The sequence below is a fragment of the Caulobacter sp. NIBR2454 genome, assembly GCF_027474405.1.
Taxonomy (GTDB): domain Bacteria; phylum Pseudomonadota; class Alphaproteobacteria; order Caulobacterales; family Caulobacteraceae; genus Caulobacter.
On sequence record NZ_CP114871.1, the window covers coordinates 2,926,369 to 2,949,283 of the forward strand.

At 67.0% G+C, this 22,915-nt stretch carries 25 protein-coding genes; 8 read left to right on the forward strand and 17 right to left on the reverse strand.

Going from position 1 to position 22,915, the window contains the following annotated elements:
- Positions 1–4: 4 nt before the first annotated feature.
- Both O5K31_RS14220 and O5K31_RS14225 read right to left on the reverse strand, forming a co-directional pair.
- Complete coding sequence (locus O5K31_RS14220) at positions 5–349, reverse strand: P-II family nitrogen regulator (RefSeq protein WP_269714354.1); 345 nt, start codon at positions 347–349, stop codon at positions 5–7.
- Positions 350–388: 39 nt separating this feature from the next.
- Positions 389–1,177, reverse strand: a complete 789-nt coding sequence (locus O5K31_RS14225; RefSeq protein ID WP_269714356.1) for a methyltransferase domain-containing protein — start codon at positions 1,175–1,177, stop codon at positions 389–391.
- A 70-nt stretch (positions 1,178–1,247) separates the two neighbouring features.
- Between O5K31_RS14225 and gloB the strand changes: the two genes are divergently transcribed.
- Positions 1,248–1,973, forward strand: coding sequence for a hydroxyacylglutathione hydrolase (gene gloB / locus O5K31_RS14230; RefSeq protein ID WP_269714358.1), 726 nt, complete (start codon positions 1,248–1,250; stop codon positions 1,971–1,973).
- Positions 1,970–2,428, forward strand: a complete 459-nt coding sequence (locus tag O5K31_RS14235; protein ID WP_269714360.1) for a hypothetical protein — start codon at positions 1,970–1,972, stop codon at positions 2,426–2,428. The genes gloB and O5K31_RS14235 overlap by 4 nt, the downstream gene beginning before the upstream one ends.
- Here O5K31_RS14235 and O5K31_RS14240 read toward each other — a convergent pair.
- The 3 genes from O5K31_RS14240 to O5K31_RS14250 form a co-directional block, all read right to left on the reverse strand.
- A complete protein-coding gene (locus O5K31_RS14240; RefSeq protein WP_269714362.1) occupies positions 2,358–3,071 on the reverse strand; it encodes a DUF4908 domain-containing protein in 714 nt (237 codons plus the stop codon). The genes O5K31_RS14235 and O5K31_RS14240 overlap by 71 nt on opposite strands.
- 141 nt (positions 3,072–3,212) lie before the next feature.
- Positions 3,213–3,938: an acetoacetyl-CoA reductase gene (gene phbB, locus O5K31_RS14245; RefSeq protein ID WP_269714363.1), complete on the reverse strand. Its 726-nt coding sequence runs from the start codon at positions 3,936–3,938 to the stop codon at positions 3,213–3,215.
- Positions 3,939–3,996: 58 nt separating this feature from the next.
- Positions 3,997–5,172 carry an acetyl-CoA C-acetyltransferase gene (locus O5K31_RS14250; RefSeq protein WP_269714365.1) on the reverse strand — a complete coding sequence of 392 codons (1,176 nt, stop codon included), beginning with the start codon at positions 5,170–5,172 and terminating at the stop codon, positions 3,997–3,999.
- 211 nt (positions 5,173–5,383) lie between these two features.
- Between O5K31_RS14250 and phaR the strand changes: the two genes are divergently transcribed.
- Positions 5,384–6,040, forward strand: a complete 657-nt coding sequence (phaR, locus tag O5K31_RS14255; protein ID WP_269714367.1) for a polyhydroxyalkanoate synthesis repressor PhaR — start codon at positions 5,384–5,386, stop codon at positions 6,038–6,040.
- Positions 6,041–6,079: 39 nt separating this feature from the next.
- Positions 6,080–6,406, forward strand: a complete 327-nt coding sequence (locus O5K31_RS14260) for a hypothetical protein (RefSeq protein WP_269714369.1) — start codon at positions 6,080–6,082, stop codon at positions 6,404–6,406.
- Positions 6,407–6,548: 142 nt separating this feature from the next.
- Here the strand turns inward: O5K31_RS14260 and O5K31_RS14265 are convergent, their stop codons facing one another.
- A complete protein-coding gene (locus O5K31_RS14265) occupies positions 6,549–7,283 on the reverse strand; it encodes a glycosyltransferase family 2 protein (protein ID WP_269714371.1) in 735 nt (244 codons plus the stop codon).
- Positions 7,284–7,359: 76 nt separating this feature from the next.
- Here O5K31_RS14265 and O5K31_RS14270 point away from each other — a divergent pair, with 76 nt between their 5' ends.
- Entirely contained in the window at positions 7,360–9,030 is a 1,671-nt protein-coding gene (locus O5K31_RS14270) for an ArnT family glycosyltransferase (RefSeq protein ID WP_269714373.1), read from the forward strand.
- Positions 9,027–9,935, forward strand: coding sequence for a hydroxymethylglutaryl-CoA lyase (locus O5K31_RS14275; RefSeq protein ID WP_269714375.1), 909 nt, complete (start codon positions 9,027–9,029; stop codon positions 9,933–9,935). Before O5K31_RS14270 ends, O5K31_RS14275 begins: the two co-directional genes overlap by 4 nt.
- Here the strand turns inward: O5K31_RS14275 and O5K31_RS14280 are convergent.
- From O5K31_RS14280 to cysS, 9 genes are all read right to left on the reverse strand, one after another.
- Positions 9,932–10,786, reverse strand: coding sequence for a helix-turn-helix transcriptional regulator (locus O5K31_RS14280; protein ID WP_269714377.1), 855 nt, complete (start codon positions 10,784–10,786; stop codon positions 9,932–9,934). The two genes, O5K31_RS14275 and O5K31_RS14280, sit on opposite strands and share 4 nt — an antisense overlap.
- A gap of 101 nt (positions 10,787–10,887) precedes the next feature.
- On the reverse strand, positions 10,888–11,322 hold the full coding sequence (locus O5K31_RS14285) for a nuclear transport factor 2 family protein (RefSeq protein WP_269714379.1): 435 nt from the start codon (positions 11,320–11,322) through the stop codon (positions 10,888–10,890).
- 64 nt (positions 11,323–11,386) lie between these two features.
- Positions 11,387–12,313, reverse strand: a complete 927-nt coding sequence (locus O5K31_RS14290; RefSeq protein ID WP_269714381.1) for a glycosyltransferase family 2 protein — start codon at positions 12,311–12,313, stop codon at positions 11,387–11,389.
- A complete protein-coding gene (gene thrS, locus O5K31_RS14295) occupies positions 12,310–14,283 on the reverse strand; it encodes a threonine--tRNA ligase (RefSeq protein ID WP_269714383.1) in 1,974 nt (657 codons plus the stop codon). The genes O5K31_RS14290 and thrS overlap by 4 nt, the downstream gene beginning before the upstream one ends.
- On the reverse strand, positions 14,280–14,573 hold the full coding sequence (gene yidD, locus O5K31_RS14300) for a membrane protein insertion efficiency factor YidD (protein WP_269714385.1): 294 nt from the start codon (positions 14,571–14,573) through the stop codon (positions 14,280–14,282). Before yidD ends, thrS begins: the two co-directional genes overlap by 4 nt.
- Positions 14,574–14,628: 55 nt before the next feature.
- Positions 14,629–15,111 (reverse strand): iron-sulfur cluster assembly scaffold protein, encoded by a 483-nt coding sequence (locus O5K31_RS14305; protein ID WP_269714387.1) that lies wholly within the window; start codon positions 15,109–15,111, stop codon positions 14,629–14,631.
- A 5-nt stretch (positions 15,112–15,116) separates the two neighbouring features.
- Positions 15,117–15,563 (reverse strand): SRPBCC domain-containing protein, encoded by a 447-nt coding sequence (locus tag O5K31_RS14310; RefSeq protein WP_269714389.1) that lies wholly within the window; start codon positions 15,561–15,563, stop codon positions 15,117–15,119.
- A 42-nt stretch (positions 15,564–15,605) separates the two neighbouring features.
- Positions 15,606–16,124, reverse strand: coding sequence for a DinB family protein (locus O5K31_RS14315; RefSeq protein WP_269714391.1), 519 nt, complete (start codon positions 16,122–16,124; stop codon positions 15,606–15,608).
- Positions 16,125–16,177: 53 nt separating this feature from the next.
- Positions 16,178–17,596, reverse strand: a complete 1,419-nt coding sequence (gene cysS / locus O5K31_RS14320) for a cysteine--tRNA ligase (protein WP_269714393.1) — start codon at positions 17,594–17,596, stop codon at positions 16,178–16,180.
- Between the two features lie 167 nt (positions 17,597–17,763).
- On the opposite strand from cysS, the gene folE reads away from it, so the two are divergent.
- On the forward strand, positions 17,764–18,396 hold the full coding sequence (gene folE, locus O5K31_RS14325; protein WP_269714395.1) for a GTP cyclohydrolase I FolE: 633 nt from the start codon (positions 17,764–17,766) through the stop codon (positions 18,394–18,396).
- The gene (gene hisI, locus O5K31_RS14330) at positions 18,393–18,782 is read left to right on the forward strand and encodes a phosphoribosyl-AMP cyclohydrolase (protein ID WP_269714396.1); all 390 of its coding nucleotides are present in this window, start codon (positions 18,393–18,395) and stop codon (positions 18,780–18,782) included. Before folE ends, hisI begins: the two co-directional genes overlap by 4 nt.
- Here the strand turns inward: hisI and O5K31_RS14335 are convergent.
- Together O5K31_RS14335 and O5K31_RS14340 are read right to left on the reverse strand one after the other, a co-directional pair.
- A complete protein-coding gene (locus tag O5K31_RS14335) occupies positions 18,779–20,485 on the reverse strand; it encodes an alkaline phosphatase D family protein (RefSeq protein WP_269714397.1) in 1,707 nt (568 codons plus the stop codon). The two genes, hisI and O5K31_RS14335, sit on opposite strands and share 4 nt — an antisense overlap.
- Positions 20,486–20,509: 24 nt before the next feature.
- Positions 20,510–22,837, reverse strand: coding sequence for a TonB-dependent receptor (locus O5K31_RS14340; RefSeq protein WP_269714399.1), 2,328 nt, complete (start codon positions 22,835–22,837; stop codon positions 20,510–20,512).
- Positions 22,838–22,915: the final 78 nt, after the last annotated feature.

Genomic DNA, 22,915 nt, shown 5'->3' on the forward strand with positions numbered 1-22,915 from the left:
GTGGTCAGCCCGAAATCGCCGATGCGTCGCGCTCGCCCGTGCGGATCCGCAGGGCCTGCTCCAGGTCGAGGACGAAGATCTTGCCGTCGCCGATCTTGCCGCTGTTGGACGCCGCGACGATGGCGTCGCTGACGCCGGCCACCAGATCGTCGGACACGGCGATCTCCAGTTTCACCTTGGGCAGCAGCTTCACCTCGTACTCGGCGCCGCGATAGATCTCGGTCTTGCCCTTCTGGCGGCCGTAGCCGCGCACCTCGGTCACGGTCAGTCCCGAAGCTCCCGCCTCGGTCACGGCGTCCAGCACCGCGTCGAGCCGGCTGGGTTTGATGATCGCGACGATCATTTTCATGCGAGGTCTCCGAGCAAATCGAGCACGTCTAAGCTAGGCCTAAACCCCTGGCGTTTCCAAGCGATCCGACGACAGTTGCTTGCGGCGCCCCGATGTCCGCGCCGGAGGCATGCCTACGGGCGAGGGCTGAAGGCCCGGAACCAGGACGTGCGCCCTGGCCCGCGCGCCGCGCGGCTTCACCGCGAAGGTCTGCTTGACCGCTTCCATCAGGATGATCCCCGCGAACCCGGGCCACAGCCGCGCGCCGGCCTGCTCGAACCCCTCGGCCCAGCGGGCGAAGGCGGCCATGGGCGGCGCGTAGAGCGCGCGGGTGTAGCCAGTCGGCTCCAGCTCCGCCTCGCGCAGCAGGCTTTCCAACTGCAGGCGGGTGAAGGGGCGGCCGTGGCCGAAAGGGGTCTTTTCGGCGTTCGCCCAGGCGCCGTTGCGCGCGGCCACCGCCACGATCACCCGACCCGTAGGCGCGGTGATCCGGCCGATCTCGCACAGCAGTTGCAGCGGGTCGGGGCTCTCTTCCAGGGCATGGACCGCCAGGACCCGGTCGAACATGGCGTTTCGGAACGGCAGATCGCCCTCCTCCACCAGCACCGAGCGGTTGCGCCCGTTGCGGGGCCAGACCTCGACCCCCTGGGCGCCCGGCATGGCCGCCAGGACCCGGCGGGGGCGATGATCGAGATACTGCAGAAAGGGCGTGGGATAGCCGACGCCGAGCACGTCCAGCCCGGCCGCGTCGCCCCAGGCTTCGCTCACCTTGCGGGCCAGCATCTCCCGCGCGACCCGGCCAAGCGGCGAGCCGTAGAAGGCGCGGAGTTCCAGAACGTCACGACGCATATCCGTTCTATACCGGAGTCGCGGCCCTTGGGGTTATGCCCCGCGTCCAAATCGCCGTAGATTTGGGGCCATGCCCATCACGGTTCATCAGTTTCCCTGTCTGTCCGACAACTATGGCTTCCTCGTGCGCGATGAAGCGACGGGCCAGGTCGCGACCATCGACACCCCGGACGCCGATGCGATCCTGGCAGAGGCCGCCAAGCTGGGCTGGCGGATCGACATGATCCTCAACACCCACTGGCATCCTGACCATGCCGGCGGCAATGCGGCGATCAAGGCCGCCATGGGCGCGACCATCGTCGGCCCCAACGAAGTGACCCGCATCGCGCCGCTGGATCGGCCGGTAGGCGGCGGCGAGACGGTGATGCTCGGGGAAACGGCCTTTCAGGTCATCGACACCGGCGGCCATACCTTGGGCCACATCGCCTATCACGATGCCGCCGATGGTGTGGCCTTCGTGGGCGACACCCTGTTCGCCCTGGGCTGCGGCCGCCTGTTCGAGGGCACCGCCGAACAGATGTGGGACAGCCTGTCGCGCCTGACCGCCCTGCCGGACGAGACGCGCGTCTACTGCGCCCACGAATACACAGCCTCCAACGCGCGCTTCGCCCTGTCGCTGGAGCATGACGACGCCCTGACCGCCCGTGCGGAAGCCGTCTTCGCCGCCCGCGAGCGCGGCGAGCCCACGGTGCCGACCACAATCGGCGTGGAGAAGGCGACCAATCCCTTCCTGCTGGCGGGCGACGCCGAGCGCTTCGCCGCCGTGCGGGCCGCCAAGGACGCCTTCAAGGGATGACCGACGGCCCGGCCGACATCGTCCGCCTGCTGGACCTGCGGCCTTGGTCCGGCGGCTGGTGGAAGGAGATGGGTCGCTACGAAGATCCGTTCCGCATCCAGGGCCTGCTGCTGATCGAGGCCGGCCAGCCCGTCGATATGCTCATGGAGACGGTCGAGGTCCTGAAGCTGAACAATGGCGGCCCCATCGCTGTCACCTTTACCTCGCCGGCGGGCGAGGTCTTCGGCTGCACGCTGTCGGAACATCAGCAGACGGCGGGTCCGGCGGGTTGGCGGCGGGAAATCCAGTGCGCCGGGGCCTGGGGCCTGATGACCCGCACCCTGATGCCCGGCTACCCCCTCGATGAGCCGGCCGTCCCCGACGCCCAGGTCGAGGTCGAGCCGGTCAGTGCTCCCCGGCTGCGGCGGCGATCTTCTCGGACGACGGTCGCCCGGCCAGGCCGAGGTCGGGGGTGACGGTGATCCGCACGACGCCCTTCTTCAGATGGGCGGACGGCTTGCGGCCCTTGTCGATGACCACCTTGTCGATCTTTGAAACCGCCTGTTTGCCCCCAGGGCGTCGGACCAGGCGCGTCACCGCGTCGGCGGCCAGCGCGGCGGCGTCGGCGGTCAGGGCCGAGGAATCGGCGGTGACGTCCGCCTCAAAGGAAATCAGGCGCTGCGCGGCCCGGCTCGCCTTGGCGCTGGCCGCGGCCAGGCGCTGAAGTACGGCGCTGGGGCTGAGAACCGGAAGCTTTATCGGCGCCACCTCGCCCGCCACCGCCGCGGCGGCGCCGGCCGGGCGCTGTTGGGTGAAGACGGTCAGGCCGCCCAGTTTGGTGGCCCGCAGGACCGGCTGGCCCAGATCGTTCTTGTAGATGATGTCGCCGCGCGGCGCGGGGTGCGGCTCCAGCGCCCAGACCTCGGACTGCCCCTCGAAGCGAAGCAGAGGCCGCTCCTGGCTGCGGTCGAAGACGAAGCGCACGCCGGTTTCGGAAACATAGCGGGCGGCAGGCGGCGCCGGCGCGCGGCGCATCTCGTTGCGTGAATTGTACAGGGCGTCGCGCAGACTTCCCGTCTGGGCGAGGGCGGGCGAAGCGCCAGCGACTGTCGCAAGCACGCATAGCGCGCCCGTCCCCTTGCGAACGACGGCCCGGAAGATCGCCGATCTACGTCCTACCATAACTTGAGCAAATGCATGCCGACTGGGGCGGATTTTGGACGTGTCACGCCCCAGTCTTGACGCCTCAAGGTTCAGCTATCAAGCCGCCATGTACTGGCCGCCGTTAAGCGTCAGCGTGGCCCCGGTGACGAATCCCGCCCGCTCGCCCGACAGGAACGAGACCATGTCGGCGATCTCCTCACCCTTGCCCAGGCGCCCCACCGGGATGCCGGCGATGATACCCTGCAGGACATTCTCGGGCACCGCCGAGACCATCTCGGTATCGATGTAGCCCGGGCAGATGCAGTTCACCGTGATGCCCTTCTTGGCGTTCTCCAGGGCCAGCGCCTTGGTGAAGCCGATCAGGCCGGCCTTGGCCGCCGAATAGTTGGTTTGGCCGACCTGGCCCTTCTGGCCGTTGATCGAGGAGATGTTGACGATCCGGCCCCAGCCGCGCTCGCGCATGCCCTCGATGACCTGCCGGGTCATGTTAAAGGCGCTGTCCATGTTCACGCGGATAACTTCCGACCACTGCTCGTAGGTCATCTTGTGGAAGAAGCCGTCGCGGGTGATGCCCGCGTTGTTGATCAGCACGTCGATGGGTCCCAGCTTGCCCTCGACCTCGGCGACGGCGCGGGCGCAGTCCTCGAACACGCCGACATTGCCTTTGACGACCATGACGCCGATCTCGGCGGCGCACTTGGCGGCGGCTTCCTCGTTACCCGAATAGCCGGCCGCGACCTCCATGCCGTCGGCCTTCAACCGCTCCACGATCGCGCGGCCGATACCGCGCGTTCCGCCCGTGACAAACGCCACTCTCGCCATGACTTCCTCCCTCTAGGTTTTATATTTTTGGTTGTCGTTCCGGTCGTTGTCGAGGCGGCTAGACCGCCTCGACACACATTGCGACGCCCATGCCGCCGCCGATGCACAACGTCGCCAGGCCCTTCTTGGCACCCGAACGTTTCATCTCATGCAGTAGAGTCGTCAGGATCCGCGCGCCGGACGCGCCGATCGGATGGCCGATGGCGATGGCGCCGCCGTTGACGTTGGTCTTGGCCGGGTCGAGGCCGAGTTCGCGCACGACACACAGCGACTGGGCGGCGAAGGCTTCATTGCTCTCCACCAGGTCCAGGTCGGCGACGGTCCAGCCGGCTTTCTCCAGCGCCTTCTTGCTGGCCGGGATCGGCCCGGTGCCCATGATCTCCGGTTCGACGCCGGCATTGGCCCAGGAGGCGATGCGGGCCAGCGGCTTCAGGCCGCGCGTGGCCGCCTCGTCGGCGCTCATCAGCACCAGGGCCGCGGCCCCGTCATTGAGGCCGGACGCGTTGGCGGCGGTCACCGAGCCGTCCTTGGTGAAGGCCGGACGCAGGCCCGACACGCTTTCCAGCGTCGCGCCATGACGGATGTACTCGTCCTGATCCACCACCGTGTCGCCCTTGCGGCCCTTGATGGTCACGGGCGCGATCTCGTCGGCGAACTTGCCGGCCTTCTGAGCGGCCTCGGCCTTGTTCTGGCTGGCCACGGCGAAGCTGTCCTGATCGCCGCGCGTGATCTGCCAGCGGCTGGCGATGTTCTCGGCGGTCTGGCCCATGTGATAGCCGTGGAAGGCGTCCCACAAGCCGTCCTTGATCATGGTGTCGACGAAACCCAAGTCGCCCATCTTTTGCCCGTTGCGCAGGTGGGCGGCGTGGGGCGCCTGGCTCATGCTTTCCTGACCGCCGGCCACGACGATCTTGGCGTCGCCCGCGGCGATCTGCTGGGCGGCGAGCGCGACGGCGCGCAGACCAGAGCCGCACAGCTGGTTCAGGCTCCAGGCCGGGCTTTCCACCGGGATGCCGGCGTTGACCGAAGCCTGACGGGCGGGGCCCTGACCGGCGGCGGCCTGCAGCACCTGGCCCAGGATCACCTCATCCACGTCGGCAGGGGCGACCCTCGCACGCTCGATGGCGGCCTGGATCGCGACCTTGCCCAGCTCATGGGCGGGCAGGCTGGAGAGAGAGCCGTTGAACGCGCCGACGGGCGTGCGAGCGGCGGAGACGATGACGATGTCGGTCATGAAGGTAGCTCCCGTGGTTCCCGTGAGGCCGTGGTCTCCTGCAGAGCCGCAGCCTTCGTTATTGTGCAGTGCGGTAGAATGCACGCCGGGAGCAAGGAGTCACGCCCGCATTCGCAGAAATCCGATAGTCGTCTGACCACTGGCGTCGCGGGCGGCTATCCGCGATACTGCATCGCAGAACGGCCGAATGGGCCGCGCCCTTGGGAACGAAATGTCCGAGAACAAAGAAGCCGCGGAAGGCAAGGCGAACGCCAAATCCGGCGAACGCGTGATCATCAAGAAGTACGCGAACCGACGCCTCTACAACACGGCGTCGAGCTCCTACGTCACGCTCGAACACCTTGCCGAGATGGTGAAGGAAGGCGTCGACTTCGTGGTCTATGACGCCAAGACCAACGAGGACATCACCCGTCCGGTCCTGACCCAGATCATCTTCGAGGAAGAGAGCAAGGGTCAAACCTTGCTGCCGATCCAGTTCCTGCGCCAGCTGATCGGGTTCTACGGCAACTCCATGCAGGCGTTCCTGCCCAGCTATCTGGAGCTGTCGCTGGAAAGCTTCTCCAAGCAGCAGGAGCGCATGCGCACCCAGTTCGAGTCCCTGACTCCCGGCGCCTTCGCGGCCAAGGGTTTCGCGGCCGGCGCCTATGAAGAGCAGATCCGCCAGAATCTGGCCCTGTTCGACCGGGCCATGAAGATGTTCTCGCCCTTCGCCTTCGCCCGTCCCGGAGAGGAAGGCGCCGCCCCGCCGAAGGCCGCCGACCCGGCTCCCGCCGCCGCGCCGCCGGCCAGCGACGAGTCCATCTCTGAACTGAAGCGTCAGCTCGACGCCATGCAGCAGCAGATCGAAAAGCTGGCGTCCAAGCCCTGACCACCGCTTCTTAACGAAGCCGCGCATACGTTATTGTCGATGACCGATCCGATCGATCCCACTCGCCGTCTGCCCGCCCCGCGCCGCGCCTTCCGCCGCGCGGTGGATGCGCGTGCGGCCGACGGTCATGGCCATGACGATCCCGAAGTCGAAACGGTCCATGTGCGCGAGGAGGTCGATCCGGCCCCGCCGCGCTCGGGCTTCTCGGCTTTCGCCGCCCAACTTCTCGGTCAGGGCGGCGCCAAGCGCGGTCTGCGTGGCGGACCCGAGACCCTGGATGTCGCCCGCTCCACCTATCTGGGCGCCGAGTTCTCCGGCGGCGCCGACCGTCGCCGCAAGGCCGGGCGCAAACAGACCGAAATCTAGCTGGCGCCTGTCTTGCTGACTGGGAACGAGCCCTGGAGCCGTTCCCTTGTCCCTGCTGACTTTTCGCGCCTTCGACGTGGCCCTGGTGGCCCTGATCTTCACGATCCTGACCTAGCCGGCGCTGCCGCGCGGAAAATCTGGCCTACAGCTCTGTCACGTCACCGGGTTGGCGGGCGCGGGACTGCAGCCACATCACCCCGAACAGGTCCGACAGGGAGGCCTTGAGTCGGCCAAAGTTGGTGTACTTCGAGGCGCCTGTCTCGCGGGCCCGATGGTTCACCGGCTCGAACGCCACCTCATAGCCCTCGCGCAGCATCAGGGCCGGCAGGTAGCGGTGGACGTGATCGAAGTACGGCAGCCGCAGGAAGGCCTCCCGGCGAAACACCTTCAGCCCGCAGCCCGTGTCGATGGCGTGGTCCTTCAGCAGCTTCTGGCGCACGCCGTTGGCGAACCGCGAGGCATAGCGCTTGGACCAGCTGTCCTGACGCTTGACCCGCTCCCCGCCGACCAGACCCAGGGTCGCGGGGCCGCTGGCCAGGCGATCCACCAGACGCGGGGCGTCGGCCGGATCGTTCTGACCGTCCCCGTCGAGCGTGACGACGATGGCGCCCCGCGCGCCCAACACGCCGGTGCGCACCGAACGGCTCTGGCCAGAGTTCCTGGCATGGGCCAGGACGCGCAGCTGAGGGATTTCGGCCTTCAACGCGGTCAGCTTGGCCGCCGTATCGTCACGGCTGGCGTCATTGACGAAGACGATCTCGAAATTGCGGCCGGCGAAGGCGGCGGCGATCTCTCGCGCCAGAGCCGGCGCGGCCCCGCTTTCGTCGAAGACGGGGACGACGATCGAGACGTCAGGGGTCGCGGATTTGGCGTTCATGCGCCCTCAATAGCCGAAAAGACGTCGTGGGGAAGGTTAAGGATCACCCGGCCAGGTTCATGCTATCAAACCTCGCATGAGCCTCGAATCCCGTCTCGACGCCCTCAGCCGTGGCTGGCGCGCCCCTCTCCTCGCGGCGCTGATCGCCATGATCGCCGGCCTGCCCGGCCTGTTCGCCGTGCCGCCCCTGGATCGCGACGAGTCGCGGTTCGCCCAGGCCACGGCCCAGATGATCGAGAGCGGCGACTACGTCGTCATCCGTTTCCAGGACCAGCCGCGCTTCAAGAAGCCTGTGGGCATTCACTGGATGCAGGCCGCCAGCGTCACCCTGCTTTCGGCGGTGGAGGACCGGCAGATCTGGGCCTGGCGTATTCCGTCCCTGCTCGGCGCCATGATGGCCGCCGCCGCCTGCGCCTGGGGCGCCGGAGCTTTCTTTCGCCAGCGCACCGCCCTGATCGCCGGCGCGATCCTGGGCGCCAGCTTCCTGCTGTCGACCGAGGCGTTCATCGCCAAGACCGACGCCATGCTGTGCGGTCTGACGACCCTGTCGCTGGCGGCCCTGGCGCGGCTCTACGCCGCCGCCAACGGCGGAGCCAAGGCCGGGCTTTGGACACGGCTGTTCTTCTGGCTGAGCCTGTCTCTAGGCGTGCTGGTCAAGGGGCCGGTCAGTCTGCTGGTCGTGGTGCTGGCGCTCGTCGCCCTATGCGCCTGGGACCGCAAGTGGGCGTGGCTGCGCGGCCTGGGCTGGACCTGGGGGACCGCTATCTTCGTGCTGGTGGTCGCGCCCTGGGCCTGGGCGATCACCGTCGCCACGGACGGCGCCTTCTGGGGCACGGCGATCGGCGGCGATCTGGCGCCCAAGCTGGCCGGCGGCCATGAAAGCCACGGCGCCCCTCCCGGCTATCACACTCTGCTGTCCTTCCTGCTGACCTTCCCGTCGGCCCTGCTGCTGCCCGCCGGCCTGGCCCTGGGCTGGAAGCGCCGAAATGAGCCGGGGGTGAGGTTCGCCCTGTGCTGGCTGATCCCGACCTGGCTGATGTTCGAGATTCTGCCGACCAAGCTGGCCCACTACACCCTGCCCGCCCACGGCGCCCTGGCCTGGCTGATGGCCGCATCGATCGAAGGGCCGCTGGGCCGCGTCAGCCGCTGGATCGGCGCCGCCTTGGGCGTGCTTGGTGGCGTCGTCTTCGCCGCCGCCACCATCTACCTGCTGTCGGAGTATGGCGACGCCGCGGATGTCACCGCCGCCGCCATCACGGCCGGCCTGTTCCTGTTCGCGGGGGCCATCGGGGCCTATCTGCTGGTCAACCGCGCCGCCGGGACCGCCATCGTCACGGCCCTCGTGCTTGGAGTGCTGGCGCACAGCGCCTTCTTCACCCTGTTCGCGCCACGACTGGAGCCGCTCTGGTCCTCCAAGCGCGTGGCCGACGTTCTGCGCGAACATCGGATCGATCCGCGCGACGGGGTGACCCCCGGTCCGGTCGAGGTGGCCGGCTATGCCGAACCCAGCCTGGTCTTCGCCCTGGGCGCCCGCACGGGTCTGGGCGATGCGCCCAACGCCGCCCAGGCGGTGATCGAAGGTCGCCCGGCGGTCGTCGAGGCGGCGCAGGACGCCGACTTCCGCGCCGCCCTGGCTCGGATCGGCCTGACCCCACGCCCGGTGGGCGTGGTCGATGGCTTCAACTACTCCACGGGCGATCCCGTGCGCCTGACCGTCTATCGCGGCGAGCCGGAGCCGAACCAGTGAGCCGCTTCATCCAGATCGTGGAGGTCGGTCCCCGTGATGGCCTTCAGAACGAGGCCGCCGTCCTAGAACCGGTGGAGCGCGCCGTCTTTATTCAGCGTCTGGAGGCCGCCGGCGCCCGACGGATCGAGACCGTCTCCTTCGTCAATCCGCGCCGGGTGCCGCAGATGGCGGGCGCCGAAGAGGTGATGGCCGCCCTGCCGGCGAACCCCGACGCCTCTCGTATCGGGCTGGTGTTGAACCTCAAGGGCTGGGAGCGCTGCGTCGCCGCCGGCTGCGACGAGGCCAATGTGGTGGTCTGCGCCTCCGACGGATTCGGCATCCGCAATCAGGGCGCTTCGGTCAGCGAGCAACTGGCGACCCTGGCCTCCGTCGTGGAGCATCGCAACGCCAACGGCGGGCCGCCCCTCACCCTGACCATCTCCGTGGCCTTCGGCGATCCATTCGATGGGGAGGTGAGCGACGATCAGGTCGCCGCCATCGCCGCCGAGGCTCACGCCCTCAAGATCGGCGAAATCGCCTTGGGCGACACCATCGGCGTCGCCGATCCCTGGACCGTCCGCCGCCGGATCGAGGCGGTGCGCAAGGCGGCCCCCGACGCCCGCCTGCGCATGCACTTCCACGACACGCGCAATACCGGCCTCGCCAACGCCTACGCGTCTGTAGAGGCGGGGATCGACGTGCTGGACGCCAGCGTCGGCGGCTTGGGCGGCTGCCCTTTCGCCCCCAACGCCACGGGCAATATCGGCACCGAGGATCTGGTCTACATGCTGGAGCGGGCCGGTTTCGAGACGGGCTACGACCTCGACGCCCTCATCGAGACGGCGAAGGTCATGTCGGAGCGGCTGGGCAAGGCACCGGCCTCGTCCCTGGCTCGCGCGGGCGGCTTCCCGCCTCGACCGGCCTAGATCGGTCGGACCACGCCCGAGCGAAACTCGGCGGGCGTCACGCCAAAGACCCGCCGGAACGCCGCGCCGAAATGGCTGTGGCTGGAAAAGCCCAGGTCGATGGCCAGGCCGGTGATGTCGGCGCAGTGCGGCAACTCCACCAGGGCTCGCCCAAGCCGCAGATGCAGCTGGTACTGATACAGCGGCATGCCTTCGGTGCGGGTGAACTCCTGGGTCAGATAGACAGGCGATACGCCCACCGCCCGCGCGATGTCCTGCAGGCTCAATCGCTCGCAACCCCGCTCGTGGATGACGTGCTTGGCTCGCTGCACGATAGGCGCGCCGCCGCTGCGCTTGGGCGTATCGAGCACCTCCTGAAGGACTTGGATCGCCAGCTCATCCGCCTCCAACGGTCCGGCGCCATGATCGGCGATGTTTCTCAATCGGTGGGCGGCGAGGCGCAGCTTCGGGCTGGCCGGTTGGGAAAGATCCGTGAAGACATCCGCTGGTCGTGAGCCCAGGAGACGGCAGAGTTCCTCCATCACCTCGGGCTCGGGCGCGATGGCGACGGCCGAATGACCCAGGTTTCGAACGGGATGGCTGTCGGCATACTCGATGCCCGCCGGCACCATCAGGGTGCGGTTGGCGTCCACTGTCGTGGAGCGACGCCCCACCGAGTAGGTGAAGAGGCCCAGATACGGCAGCACGACCTGATAACGCGACGTGGCCCCCCGCGGCGGCGCGGCTTCGTAGGATACCGACAGGTCGATGATCGTGGTGGATTCACTCGCGAATACAACGCGACGATAGTCACCGGGCCGGCGTAGGCCCGTCTCGTGATCGAAAGCGGCGACCACCGGGCGTCTGTCCATGAACACGAGCGATCTCCCCGGCCGCCGGATGCGGCCTAAACACCACAAGCTAGTTCGCGCGAAAAGCGCCGGACGTTACAGCCCGGCGCTCCAATCGCAGATCAGTTGGCGACCTGAGCGAAGGCGTAGCGCCAGCCCTCGGGCGTACGGACATAGGTGTCGGTGAACCACACCTTGCGGTCAAAGGCGGTGCCGTTGGCGCGCGTGCCTTTCACCCAGATCTTGGCGGTGACGGTGGCGGCGTCGCCGAAGACATGCACCATCTGGGTGCCGGGCTCTTCGTCCTGCACCTCGTACTTGGTCACCTTGGCCTTCTCGATCAGCTCGGCCCGGGTTTCAACGCGGCCATCGCCGTAGACCTGAACGAAGTCCTTGTGCAGGATCTTATCCATGGTCGCGATGTCGTTGCGTTTGACGGCCGCCTGGTAGGCGACGTCGATGGCGGCGAGGTCTTCCTTGTCGCCGGCTTTCGCGGCTTGCGGGGCGATAACCGCCGCGGCCGCCAGAGCGCCCAGAACCATCTTGCGTAGCTCCACAAAAAATCTCCCTTGTTGAGGAGGTGAAGCTACGGTCCGGCTCAGGCGGCCGTTATCAGGAACTTCAGATGCGGTGGCCGGTCAGCTTCCACAGGGCCGGGCGCGACACCGCCATGCCGACCACGAGCGGGGCTAGCAACACGGCGGCGGCGCGCGGGCCAAAGCTCTTGGCGCGCTTGATGAAATAACGGGCCAGGCCCATGCCCTTATGGAATTCCACGAAGATGGGGCTTTTCAGGCTGGTGTGACCCAGATGCACTACCCGCGAGGTCGGCTGGAACAACACCTGGCCGCCTTGTTCGCGGGCGCGCCAGCATATGTCGATATCCTCGACATGCAGGAAGTAGCTCTCGTCGAAGCCGTCCAGCGCTTCGAAGTCCTCGCGGCGCATGGCGAAACACGCGCCCGAGATCGTCGGGGTCGCCACCGTCGCCTTGGGCATCGGATCGGCTTCGCGGTGGATTTCGTAGCGCTCCAGCTTGCGGAAGCGCCGGGTCAGCTGGCCGAACGACAGCAGGCTGGTCCACGGGGTGACTTCGCCGCGCCGTGCGCCGCGCTGCTCGGTGCCGTCCTCGTTGATCACGCAGGCGCCGACCAGGGTGGGGACCGGACGGCCCTTGAGCGCCTGGACCAGATTGCGCACGCAATCCTTCTGCAGGAAGGCGTCGGGATTCAGGAACACCACATGGCGGCCGTAGGACGCCCGCGCGCCCATGTTCGCGCCCTTGGCGAAGCCGACATTGCCATGCCCCTGTAGCAGACGGACCCTGGGGTCCGACCGCTCCAGGGTGCGAAGCATCTGTTCGTCCCGCTCGTCCGAGCCGTTATCGACGATGACGAATTCGTCGACCATGGGCTCGGCCAGCACCTGCCTGATGCTCGACGTCAGGGCCTCGCCCGTCCGGTACACGACCATGACGACAGAGACGCCGGGCGTCACGGGCGTGGCGCCCGAGATCATTTCGGCAGCGGGTCGAACGGATACGTTCATGCAGGCTCCACCAGTTCGCCCGCCGGGGCCGTCGTGCGCACGAAGGGTGCGGCCCGAAGGTCCGGAGGCGTGGCTTCGTCGCTGAGGGCGGCGACCGCCTCGTCCAGCGACAGGATCAATTGTCCCTCCCCACCCAGGCGACGGATCGCCACCTGGTTGGTCTCGGCTTCTTTGCGGCCGACGACGACAATGGCCGGAACCTTGGCGACACTATGTTCGCGAATCTTGTAGCCGACCTTCTCATTTCGCAGGTCGGTGACGACTCTCAGGCCCGCGGCCTGCAGCTTGGCCGCCACTTCCTGAGCATAGTCGTCCGCGTCCGAGGTGATGGTGGCGACCACGAGCTGGGTCGGCGCCAGCCACAGAGGGAAGGCCCCGCCGTAGTTCTCGATCAGGATGCCGATGAAACGCTCGAACGAGCCCAGGATCGCACGGTGCAGCATGACCGGGCGCTGCTTGGAGCCATCCTCGGCCACGTATTCGGCGCCCAGACGCTCGGGCAGGACGTAGTCCAGCTGGATGGTGCCGCAGGTCCAGGTCCGGCCGATGGCGTCCTTGACCACGAAGTCTAGCTTGGGCGCGTAGAAGGCGCCGTCGCCCTCGGCGATGACCGGTTCCACGCCGGCCTTGCGGGCGGCGTTCAGCATCTGGGTCTCGGCCTTGTCCCAGAACTCGTCCGAGCCGGCGCGCTGCTCGGGACGGGTGGCCAGGGCGATGTAGTCGGTCGTCATGCCCAGCTCGCCGTGCACCGTCTGGCACAGGGTGATGAACTTGGCCGTCTCGTCCTCGATCTGGTCTTCGCGGCAGAAGATGTGCGCGTCGTCCTGGGTGAAGCCCCGAACGCGCATCAGGCCGTGCAGCGAGCCGGAAGGCTCATAGCGGTGGCAGGCGCCGAATTCGGCCATGCGCAGGGGCAGGTCGCGATAGGACTTCTGGCCGAAGTTGAAGATCTGCAGGTGGCCCGGGCAGTTCATCGGCTTCAGCGAGAGCTCTTCGCCCTCCACCGTCTCGCAGACGAACATGTTCGGGCGGTATTTCTCCCAGTGGCCCGATTTCTCCCAGAAGGAGCGGTCCAGAACCTGGGGCGTCTTGACCTCGATATACCCGGCCGCGTCCAGCCGGCGGCGCATATAGGCCTCCAGCGTGCGCCACAGGGTCCAGCCCTGCTTGTGCCAGAACACCATGCCCCGGCCTTCTTCCTGGATGTGGAAGAGGTCCATGGCGCGGCCGAGCTTGCGGTGGTCGCGCTTCTCGGCTTCCTCGAGGCGGGTGATGTAGGCCTCAAGCTCGGCTTCCGTGGTCCAGGCCGTGCCATAAATCCGCTGAAGCTGAGCGTTGTTGTGGTCGCCGCGCCAATAGGCGCCGGCCAGCTTGGTCAGCTTGAAAGCCTTGCCGATATGACGCGTGGAAGGGAGGTGCGGGCCACGGCAGAGATCTTTCCAGTCCCCCTGCCAATACACGCTGATCTCCTCGGTCTCGGGAAGATCACGGATGATCTCGGCCTTATAGACTTCCCCGATCGACTCGAAATGCGCGATGGCTGCATTTCGATCCCAGGTCTCGCGACGAATTTTGTCATCGCGATCGACGATCTGGCGCATCTTCGCTTCGATCTTCGGCAGATCGTCGAGGCTGAAGGGCTCGTCACGGGCGAAGTCGTAATAGAAGCCGTCTTCGATGGCCGGGCCGATCGTCACTTGGGTGCCGGGGAACAGCTCCTGCACCGCCTGGGCCAGGACGTGGGCGGTGTCGTGGCGAATCGTGTCCAGGACTTCCGGCGCCTCACGGGTCAGCAGCTCGAACTTGCCGCCGCTGGTCAGCGGGCGGTCCAGGTCCAGCAGCGTGCCGTCCAGGCGCACGAGCGCGGCCTTCTTCTCCAACGATTTGGAGATCGAGGCGGCGACGTCACGGCCCGTGGCGTTCTTCGGAAACTGACGGTGAGAGCCGTCCGGGAACTCAAGATCGATCATGCTTCACATTTCCATCGGCGTGACCGCTTGGCGTCTTCGCGCCCGGCGGTCTTACGCGATGTCTCAGGCTTAACCGGAGGCGGATCGTAGCCCCATCCCCCAAATGGGTGACAACGGCAGATTCTTCGGAACGCCAACCAGGAGCCTTTGACAGGTCCGTGCCCTTTCAAGACCTGTGCCGCATACTCCGAACACGTCGGCATGTAACGACACCTTGGCCCCAAAAGAGGCGAAAGGATCGACTTATAGGCCTTTAAGGCACAGTCGATGGTTTGGTCGTAAATGTTCATGCCGACGCGATGTACAGTAAAAACGCAATCCGTTATCGCAGATGCTGCGAAAGGATCAAGCCGCGCCGGCGGGACTAGTTCGCGCTTTTGTCGTATCGCGCTTCTGGCGGGCAGTCTCCGCCGCCTGGACAGCCTCCAGCGCCGCTTCGAACGCCAGTAACGTCGAGGCGTGGCGGGCGGGGTAGTCCTTCACCGGCTCCAGCACGGAAAGCTCCGAAAACCGGCCCTGGGGAGCAGGGCCGTTCGACTTCAGCATAGCATGCAGAGCGTCACGCGTAACGGCGAGCTCGGCAAGATCGGCCCCGATCACATGCGCGCCCAGCACCGCCGCGGCGGCCTGTCCAAGCGCGCAGGCCTGAACATCCTGGGCGAAGTCGGCCACGCGGCCCTGCTCATCGAGGGTCACGTCGACGGTGATTCGGCTGCCGCACAGCTTGGCGACCTTCTCGGCGCTGGCGTCCGGCGCGGGCAGCCGGCCGGCGCGGGGCATGTCGGCCACCAGGGCCAGGACACGCGCGGAGTAAAGGTCGTCGATCATGCCTCTTACTTGGCGCTGACCTGGCGTTCCCGCCAGATGGCCTCGGCCTTTTGGCGCAGCGCCTCGCCCATGGCCTCGAAACCGGCCTTGATCGTCGCGCGCTGTTTCTTGATCCGGAAGCTGGCCAGCCCCGCGTAAAGCTCGCCGTTCGAGAACAGGCAGCCCGTCTCGCTCATCTTCTCGATCTCGAAATAGCGGATTGAGCGGACCAGGCCCCGCATGCCGCTGCGGCGCAGGTGAAGTTGCTCATAGGGTACCCAGTCCTGGACCGTGGTCTCCATCCGGTCGCCATCGGCGTCGATCAGGATCAGCGGCGCGCCGATGCGGATCGCGCCCTCCGCCCCGGGATAGAGCGGGTTCCACGAGGCCCAGCCCGGCAGGTCGGCCAACAGGTCCCAGATGACTTCGGCGGGGGCCTGCACCCCGATGCGATGTTCGTACTTGAAGGTCATGACGCGCCATTAGCACAGGATATGCCGGCGGGTGAACGTGGCTCAGGCGCGGAATCCGACGCCGCTTTCACGCTGGTACAGCACCAGATCCAGCGACGGCGCCTCCACCCCCATCTGGGTCAGCAGGCCGTGCGCCTGCCCTCGGTGATGGGTCTGGTGGTTGAACAGATGGGCCAGGGCCGCCCACAGGGGCTGGGCGATCTGCATGCCATCCGCCTTGCGGGTCCAGCGGAAGTCGGCCGCCAGTTGCTCGTCGTCCAGTCGGGCGACGAAATCGACCAGCTTGCCGTCCTCGACCTCGCGCGCAACGCGCAGAGCCCCAAAATCCTCGAACAGGATGGTGTCCAGCGTCCAGGACGGCGCCGTGCGGCCGACGAAACGCGCCGCCCAGATGCGGTCGGTCAGCAGCAGGTGGTTCAGCGTCCCGTGCAACGACCCGAAGAACGCCCCGCGAGCAGCCTTGTAGTCGACGTCCGGAACCTTGGCGCAGGCGGCGAACAGGCGGTTGTTCGCCCAGCCATTGTACCCGGCCATCATCCGGCAGTGTTCGTGCAGACTCATGAGTCCCCCCGGCTCATTTTCCACACACTAGCCAAGACGCCGTGACGGCGCAGCTATTCCTTCAGACGCCAGGTCGCGCCCTGCGGGCCGTCCATGACCTCGACGCCCAGGGCGGCGATCTCGTCGCGGATGGCGTCGGCCTGGGCCCAGTCCTTGGCCTTGCGGGCTTCGAAGCGGGCGGCGATCAGGCCCTCGACCTTGGCCTTCAGGTCATCGCCGGCCGCGCCCTGGAACCAGGTCTCCGGCTCGGCGGTCAGGAAGCCCAGCGCATTGGCCGCCTCCAGCAGCGCCGACAGACGGCGACGCGCCTGGCTGATCGACGCTTCCTTGCGCTCCACCAGCGTCAGCTGCTCGCGCAGGTCGCGGTACAGCGAGAACAGCGCCGCATAGGCGGCCGGCGTGTTCAGGTCGTCCGAAAGGGCGTCATAGAAGGCCGCCACATCGCTTTCGCGCGCGTCATCGGGGTCATCCACGCCCAGGCGCTTGGCGTCCAGCAGCGCCTGATAGCAGCGATCCAGCGCCTCGCGGCTCTGCTCGATCAGCTCCGGCGTCCAGTCCAGCGGCTGGCGATAGTGCGCGCTCAGCAGCGCCCAGCGGATCACCTCGCCCGGGACCTTCCTCAGCAGCTCGTGCGGCAGGATGACGTTGCCCAGGCTCTTGGACATCTTCTCCCCGGCCATATCCAGGAAGCCATTGTGCATCCAGTAGCGCGAATAGGTCGGCAGGCCGTGAGCGCAGCGGCCCTGGGCCAATTCGTTCTCATGGTGCGGGAACTGCAGGTCGATGCCGCCGCCATGGATGTCGATCGGCAGGCTCAGTTCGGCCTCTATCATCGCCGAGCACTCGATGTGCCAGCCAGGACGCCCCGGCCCCCAGGGGCTTTCCCACACCGGCTCGCCCGGCTTGGAGGGCTTCCACAGCACGAAGTCCGCCGGATGGCGCTTGTAGGGCGCGACCTCGACCCGCGCGCCGGCGATCATGTCGTCCAGCGGCCGACCCGACAACTGGCCGTAATCCTTGAAGTTCTGGGTGTCGAACAGCACGTGGCCTTCGGCCGCGTAGGCCGAGCTGTTGTCCATCAGCTTGCCGATCATCTCGATGATCGCGCCCATGTGCTCGGTGGCCTTGGGCTGCAGGTTGGGACGAAGCGCGCCCAGCGCATCCATGTCCTCAAGATAGGCCGCCAGGAACCGCTCGGTGATCACCGAGATGTCCACGCCCTCCTCCGCCGCCTTGGCGTTGATCTTGTCGTCCACGTCGGTGACGTTGCGCGCATAGACCACCGCGTCGTCGCCAAATTCCCTGCGCAGCAGGCGATACAGCACGTCGAAGACCACCACCGGACGGGCGTTTCCGATGTGCGCATAGCCATAAACCGTGGGGCCGCAGACATACATCGTCACCCGCTCCGGATCGGCGGGAACGAAGGTCCGCTTTTCGCGGGCCATGGTGTCATACAGCTTCAGGGTCATGGGTGACGTCACGGCAGAGGTTGCGGAGGGGGTGGGGCGCCCCATATAGCTATCTGTCCGGCGGCTGACCACGGTTTAGGGTCCGCCCCCGATGTGAAGGGTGGCACGCGTACTTCCGGAGCGACAGGCGCTTCGGCGCAACTCAGCCCTGGAAAGACCTCGAACTCATGGACGCTTCAGCTCGCGAGCGAACCCTCATCGGCGCGGCCGGTGTTGATCTTGAACCCGTGAAGCGCCCGTCGCGCGAAGAAGCGATGGAGGCGGTCCGCACCCTGATCGCCTGGGCCGGCGACGATCCGCGCCGCGAAGGCGTGATCGACACCCCCAAGCGCGTGGTCGACGCTTATGGCGACTGGTTCGCCGGCTACCAGGCCGACGCCGCCAAGGAGCTGTCGCGCACCTTCGAGGATGTGCAGGGCTATGACGACCTCGTCATGCTCCGCGACATCGAGGTCGAAAGCCACTGCGAGCACCACATGGCGCCCTTCCTGGGCAAGGCCTACGTCGCCTACATGCCCACCAACAGCGTCGTGGGCATCTCCAAGCTGGCGCGCGTGGTCGAGATCTTCGCCCGCCGCCTGCAGACCCAGGAAACCATGACCCAGCAGATCGCCGACGCCATCTGCGACAGCCTAAAGCCCGCCGGTGTGGCCGTGCTGATCGACGCCGAGCACCAGTGCATGACCACCCGCGGCGTCCATCACCGCGAGGTGTCGACCATCACCACCCAGTTCCGCGGCGTCTTCAAGACCGACGCGGACCTGCGCAAGCGCTTCCTGGACTTCGTGAACCGCAAGTGAGCTTCCCCGCCGCCCCGGACAAGCAGGCGCTGGAACGCGGCGACGTGATCGCCCCGCGCTTCGACGCCAATGGTCTGGTGGCGGCGGTCGCCACTGACGTTCATTCAGGCGAGGTGCTGATGCTCGCCTGGATGAACGACGAGGCCCTGCGCCTGACGCTGGAGACGGGTGAGGCGCACTATTTCAGCCGCTCGCGCAACGCCCTCTGGAAAAAGGGCGAGACCAGCGGCCAGGTCCAGAAGGTCGTCGAGCTTCGCGTCGATTGCGATCAGGACGCCGTCTGGATCAAGGTCGAACCCCAGGGCGACGGCGGCGCGTGCCACGTCGGCTTCAAGTCCTGCTTCTACCGCGTGGCCGAGAACGGCCGGCTGGTCGAGCGGCCTTAGGCCTCGACCAGCGCCTCCACCCCGCCGCCCGCGGCCGGCTTGACCGCATAGGTCTTCAGGACGTTCGTCTCGTATGCCGGCGACAGGATCGTCGACACCGTCACCAGCTCGCCCTTGGCCTGGTCCTTGGTCATGGTCAGCAGGACAAAGCCCTTGGTGTGGGCGTCGCAGAATACGACTTCCTTGTTGCGCTCCATGAACGCCGGACCGATCGGAGCCTGGGGCAGGTAATCGCCAAAGCCCGGGCTGGTGATCGAGGAAGCGCCAAACTCCGCCGCGACCCGCTTGCCGCCCGCGTCGTAAAGCTCATTGACCCAGAAGGTGTGGCTGTCGCCGGCCAGGACGATCGGCGCGGCCTTGGCGGCGGTGAAGGCCGCATACAGCCGCTCACGGTCCGCTGGGTAGCCGTCCCAACTGTCGAGATTGCTGGGAACGTCGAAGGCCGAAAGGGCCGTGGTCTGGGCCAGGCGGTTGCGCACGAATTCGGGCAGGCCCGCCTGCAGCGCGTTCCACTTCTCCGCCCCCATGGTCTTGGGCAGGTTCGGCGGCGCCACGCGGGCCATGACCACCTGATTGCCCAGCACCTGCCAGGTCGTGCCCGACTTGATCGAGGCGTTCAGTTCACCCGCCAGCCACTGCGCCTGCGCCTCGCCGATCAGGCGGCGGGACGGGTCCTGCCACTTGGCGGCGAACGCCTTTACGTCCGGCTTGCCATCCACGATCTGCAGGTCGGTGTCATAGTCCAGCTGCTGGCTGCGGGCGGTCAGGCGGGTCTCGACCATCAGCAGGGTCGCCACGTCGCCGAACTGGAAGGTGCGGTTGCAGGCTTCCAGCAGCGTGCCGGCCGCCGGCTCGCGCAGGGGCATCCACTCGTAATAGGCCTTCAGCGCGACAGCCTTGCGGGTCGCCCAGTCGCCTTCGCCCTTGTCGGGATTGTGGTTCTCGGCCCCGCCCTGCCAGGCGTCGTTGGCCGTCTCGTGGTCGTCCCACACCACGATCCAGGGCGCGCGGGCGTGGGCCGCCTGCAGCTGGGGATCGGTCTTATAGTGGGCGTGACGGGTCCGGTAGTCGGACAGGGTGACGATCTCGTGCGCCGGCAGGTGCGTGCGGCCGATCTTGGCCCCCGCCGCCATGCCGTAGTCGCCCGGCGCCGCGCCGTACTCGTAGATGTAGTCGCCCAGGTGCAGCACCGCGTCCACGCGCGGCAGTTCGGCGATCGCGCCATAAGCATTGAAGAAGCCGGCCGGGAACAGCGAGCAGGACGCGACGGCCAGAACGACATCCTTGGTCGCGCCCGCCGGCAGGGTTTTCGTACGGCCCGCCGCCTGGTCACCCTGCGGCTTGCCGTCGATGGCCTGGCGGAAGCGGTACCAGTAGTCCGTGCCGGGCTTGAGGCCGGCGGCATCCACCTTGGCGGTGAAATCGCGGCCCGCGTCGGTCGTGACCTGGCCCTGCGCCACGACCTTCTTGAACTGCGGATCGGACGCTACATCCCACCGCAGAGCGATGGTCTCGGTGGTGGCTGGGTCAGCAGGGGTCGCGCGGGTCCAGAGAATGACCCGGTCGGCCAGAGGATCGCCCGACGCGACGCCGTGGGCGAAGCTGACCTTGCCGGCGTAGAACTTGGCCGGGGTGACGGCGCCCGCCGGAGCGGCCGCGCCAAAACCCAGGAGCGCCAAGGCGCCGCGTCGACTGATCGTCATGTTGCTTCCCCGTTTTGTCGCAGACTAGCGCCGGATCGTCAGGCTGACACCGTAGTAACGCGGCTCGCCTGCGATGAAGGTGGCGATGCCGAAGCCGTCGCCGGTGTTGCCCGCGTCCTTGATGTAGTCCTGCTTGAGGATGTTGTTGGCGAAGGCGCCGACTTCCCACATGCCGTTCTCCGGCGCGTAGTTCACCCGCAGGTTCAGCAGGCCGTAGGCCTTCTGGAACTCGTCGACGATCTTGTCGGCCGCTTGAAGGTCCGGGCGGTCGTTGTTGTTGTCGAAGAACACCTTCGACTGCCAGGTGTAGGTCGGAACCACCGACAGCTTGCCCTGCATCACCGGGAAATCGACCTTGGCGCCGAACGAAGCCGAATGGTCCGGCGACAGGCGGAAGCTGTTGCCCTCGAACAGGCCGACGTCGAAGCGCGAGTGGTTGTAGCCATAGGTGGCGAACAGGCGGGTGTTGGTGTTCGGACGCCAGTTGGCCTGGCCCTCGAAGCCATAGGCCGAGGCCTTGCCGGCGTTGATGCTGACCACCTGGCCGGCGTCGTTGCGGATCGAGGTCTGGAAGTTCTCGTAGGAGTAGTCGTATACCGAGCCTTCCAGGGTCAGGGTGCGGTTCAGGAACTCGCCCTTGGCGCCCACTTCGATGCTGTCGACCACTTCACCCGGCAGGATGTTGAAGCGCACATTGCCGCCCGGCGTCGTCGGCGCCGCGACGCCCAGAACCTTGGGCCGGCGGCCGCGGGCGTAGGAGGCGTAGAGGCTGATATTGTCCGTCGCCGCGTAACGGGCCACGGTGCGGTAGGTGATGCCGTCATCGTCCAGCGAGCTGTACTGCGGCATGCCGCCCGGGGTCGGCTGGGCGATCAGGCCCCGCGCCACGGTGGCGGTCGAGCCGCCCAGCACCGAGCCGCCGTTCATCAGCACCGCCGAATAGCCGCTGGTCTTGTCGTCCTGGGTGTAGCGGATGCCCGCCGTCAGCTCGAGGCGGTCGATCGGGCGCCAGGTGGCGTCGGCGAAGTAGTCGTACGAAGTCGTCTCGCCATAGTTGGCGAAGGCCTCGCGGTGATCGGCCTTCAGCGGTCCGACGGCGGGGATGCTGAGGATCACCGGCAGCGGCAGGCCGTTCGGCTTGGGCAGCTGGCCGGTGGAGACCAGGGCGTAGACCTTCTCGTTCACCGACAGCGGCACGCGCTGCGAGCCATTTTCGTGGAAATAGCTGACGCCCGCGAACGCCGTGAGCGAACCGCCCGCGTCGTAGTTCAGGCGCAGCTCCTGGCTGGTCTGACGGCCCCAGGCGATCTCGGAGAACACGAACAGCGGCAGGGAGAAGCCGTCGGCGTCGAATATCTCCTCGCCCTCGAACCTGCGATAGGCCGTGATCGACGACAGACTCAGGGCGTCGCTGATCTTGTAGTCGGTCAGGGCGGTGACGCCGTAGACCTTGCGGTCCAGGCCCAGCGGCTTGTTGTTCTGGAAGCCGGCGACGGCCGACAGGGCCGCGCCCGAATTGCGGTCCAGGTCGCCGATCACCGCGCCCGTGGTCGGGTTGGTCGGCGCGTAGGTCAGCGACTTGAACGACGTGCCGCTCGGATGGTCTTCCTGATAGTTGGCGACCACGTCGATGTTCAGGCGGTCGTTGGGCTGAAAGCGCAGGGCCACGCGGCCGGCCTTGGTGTCGGTGGAGTTGAAGTCCTCCCCGCCCAGCAGGTTCTCGACGAAGCCGTCACGCTGCTTGGTGCGGCCCGACACGCGCAGGGCGACCGTGTCCGACAGCGGCATGTTCACCATGGCCTCGCCCATGACGTAGCCGTAGTTGCCGACCTCGCCCTTGGCGCTGAAGGCGAAGGCTTCGGTCTTGGCCTTGGCCTGGACGATGTTCACGGCCCCGATCAGGGCGCCGCGGCCGTACAGGGTCGACTGCGGGCCCTTGGCGATCTCGATGCGTTCGTTGTCGAACAGCTCGACATAGGAGCCGCGCGACTTGGAGATCGACACCCCGTCCTGGAACACAGAAACGCGCGGCTCGTTGGTGGCCTCGCCCGAGTCCGAGGTGATGCCGCGCATCACGAAGCCCGGATTGTTCGGCGACTGGTTCTGCACCTCGAAGCCGGGAACGAAGAGCGACAGCTCCTCGAATTCCTGCACGCCGATCTCGTCCAGGAACTGGCCGCTGTAGGCGGTCAGGGCGATCGGCACGTCCTTGACGCTCTGCTCGCGCTTCTGGGCGGTGACGATCACCGAATCGACCGCGGCTTCGGTCTCGGCCTCGGCATGCGCCTGACCGGCGAGAATGGCGACGAAGCTGGTCGCGGCCAGCAGGCGGCACAGGTGATTGCGCGTCATAACGAAGAAAGCCCCCATCAGGTTGATGGGGGCTCGCTTAAGCTTCACCGGTGTCGGCGACGCGACCGGTCCGTGACC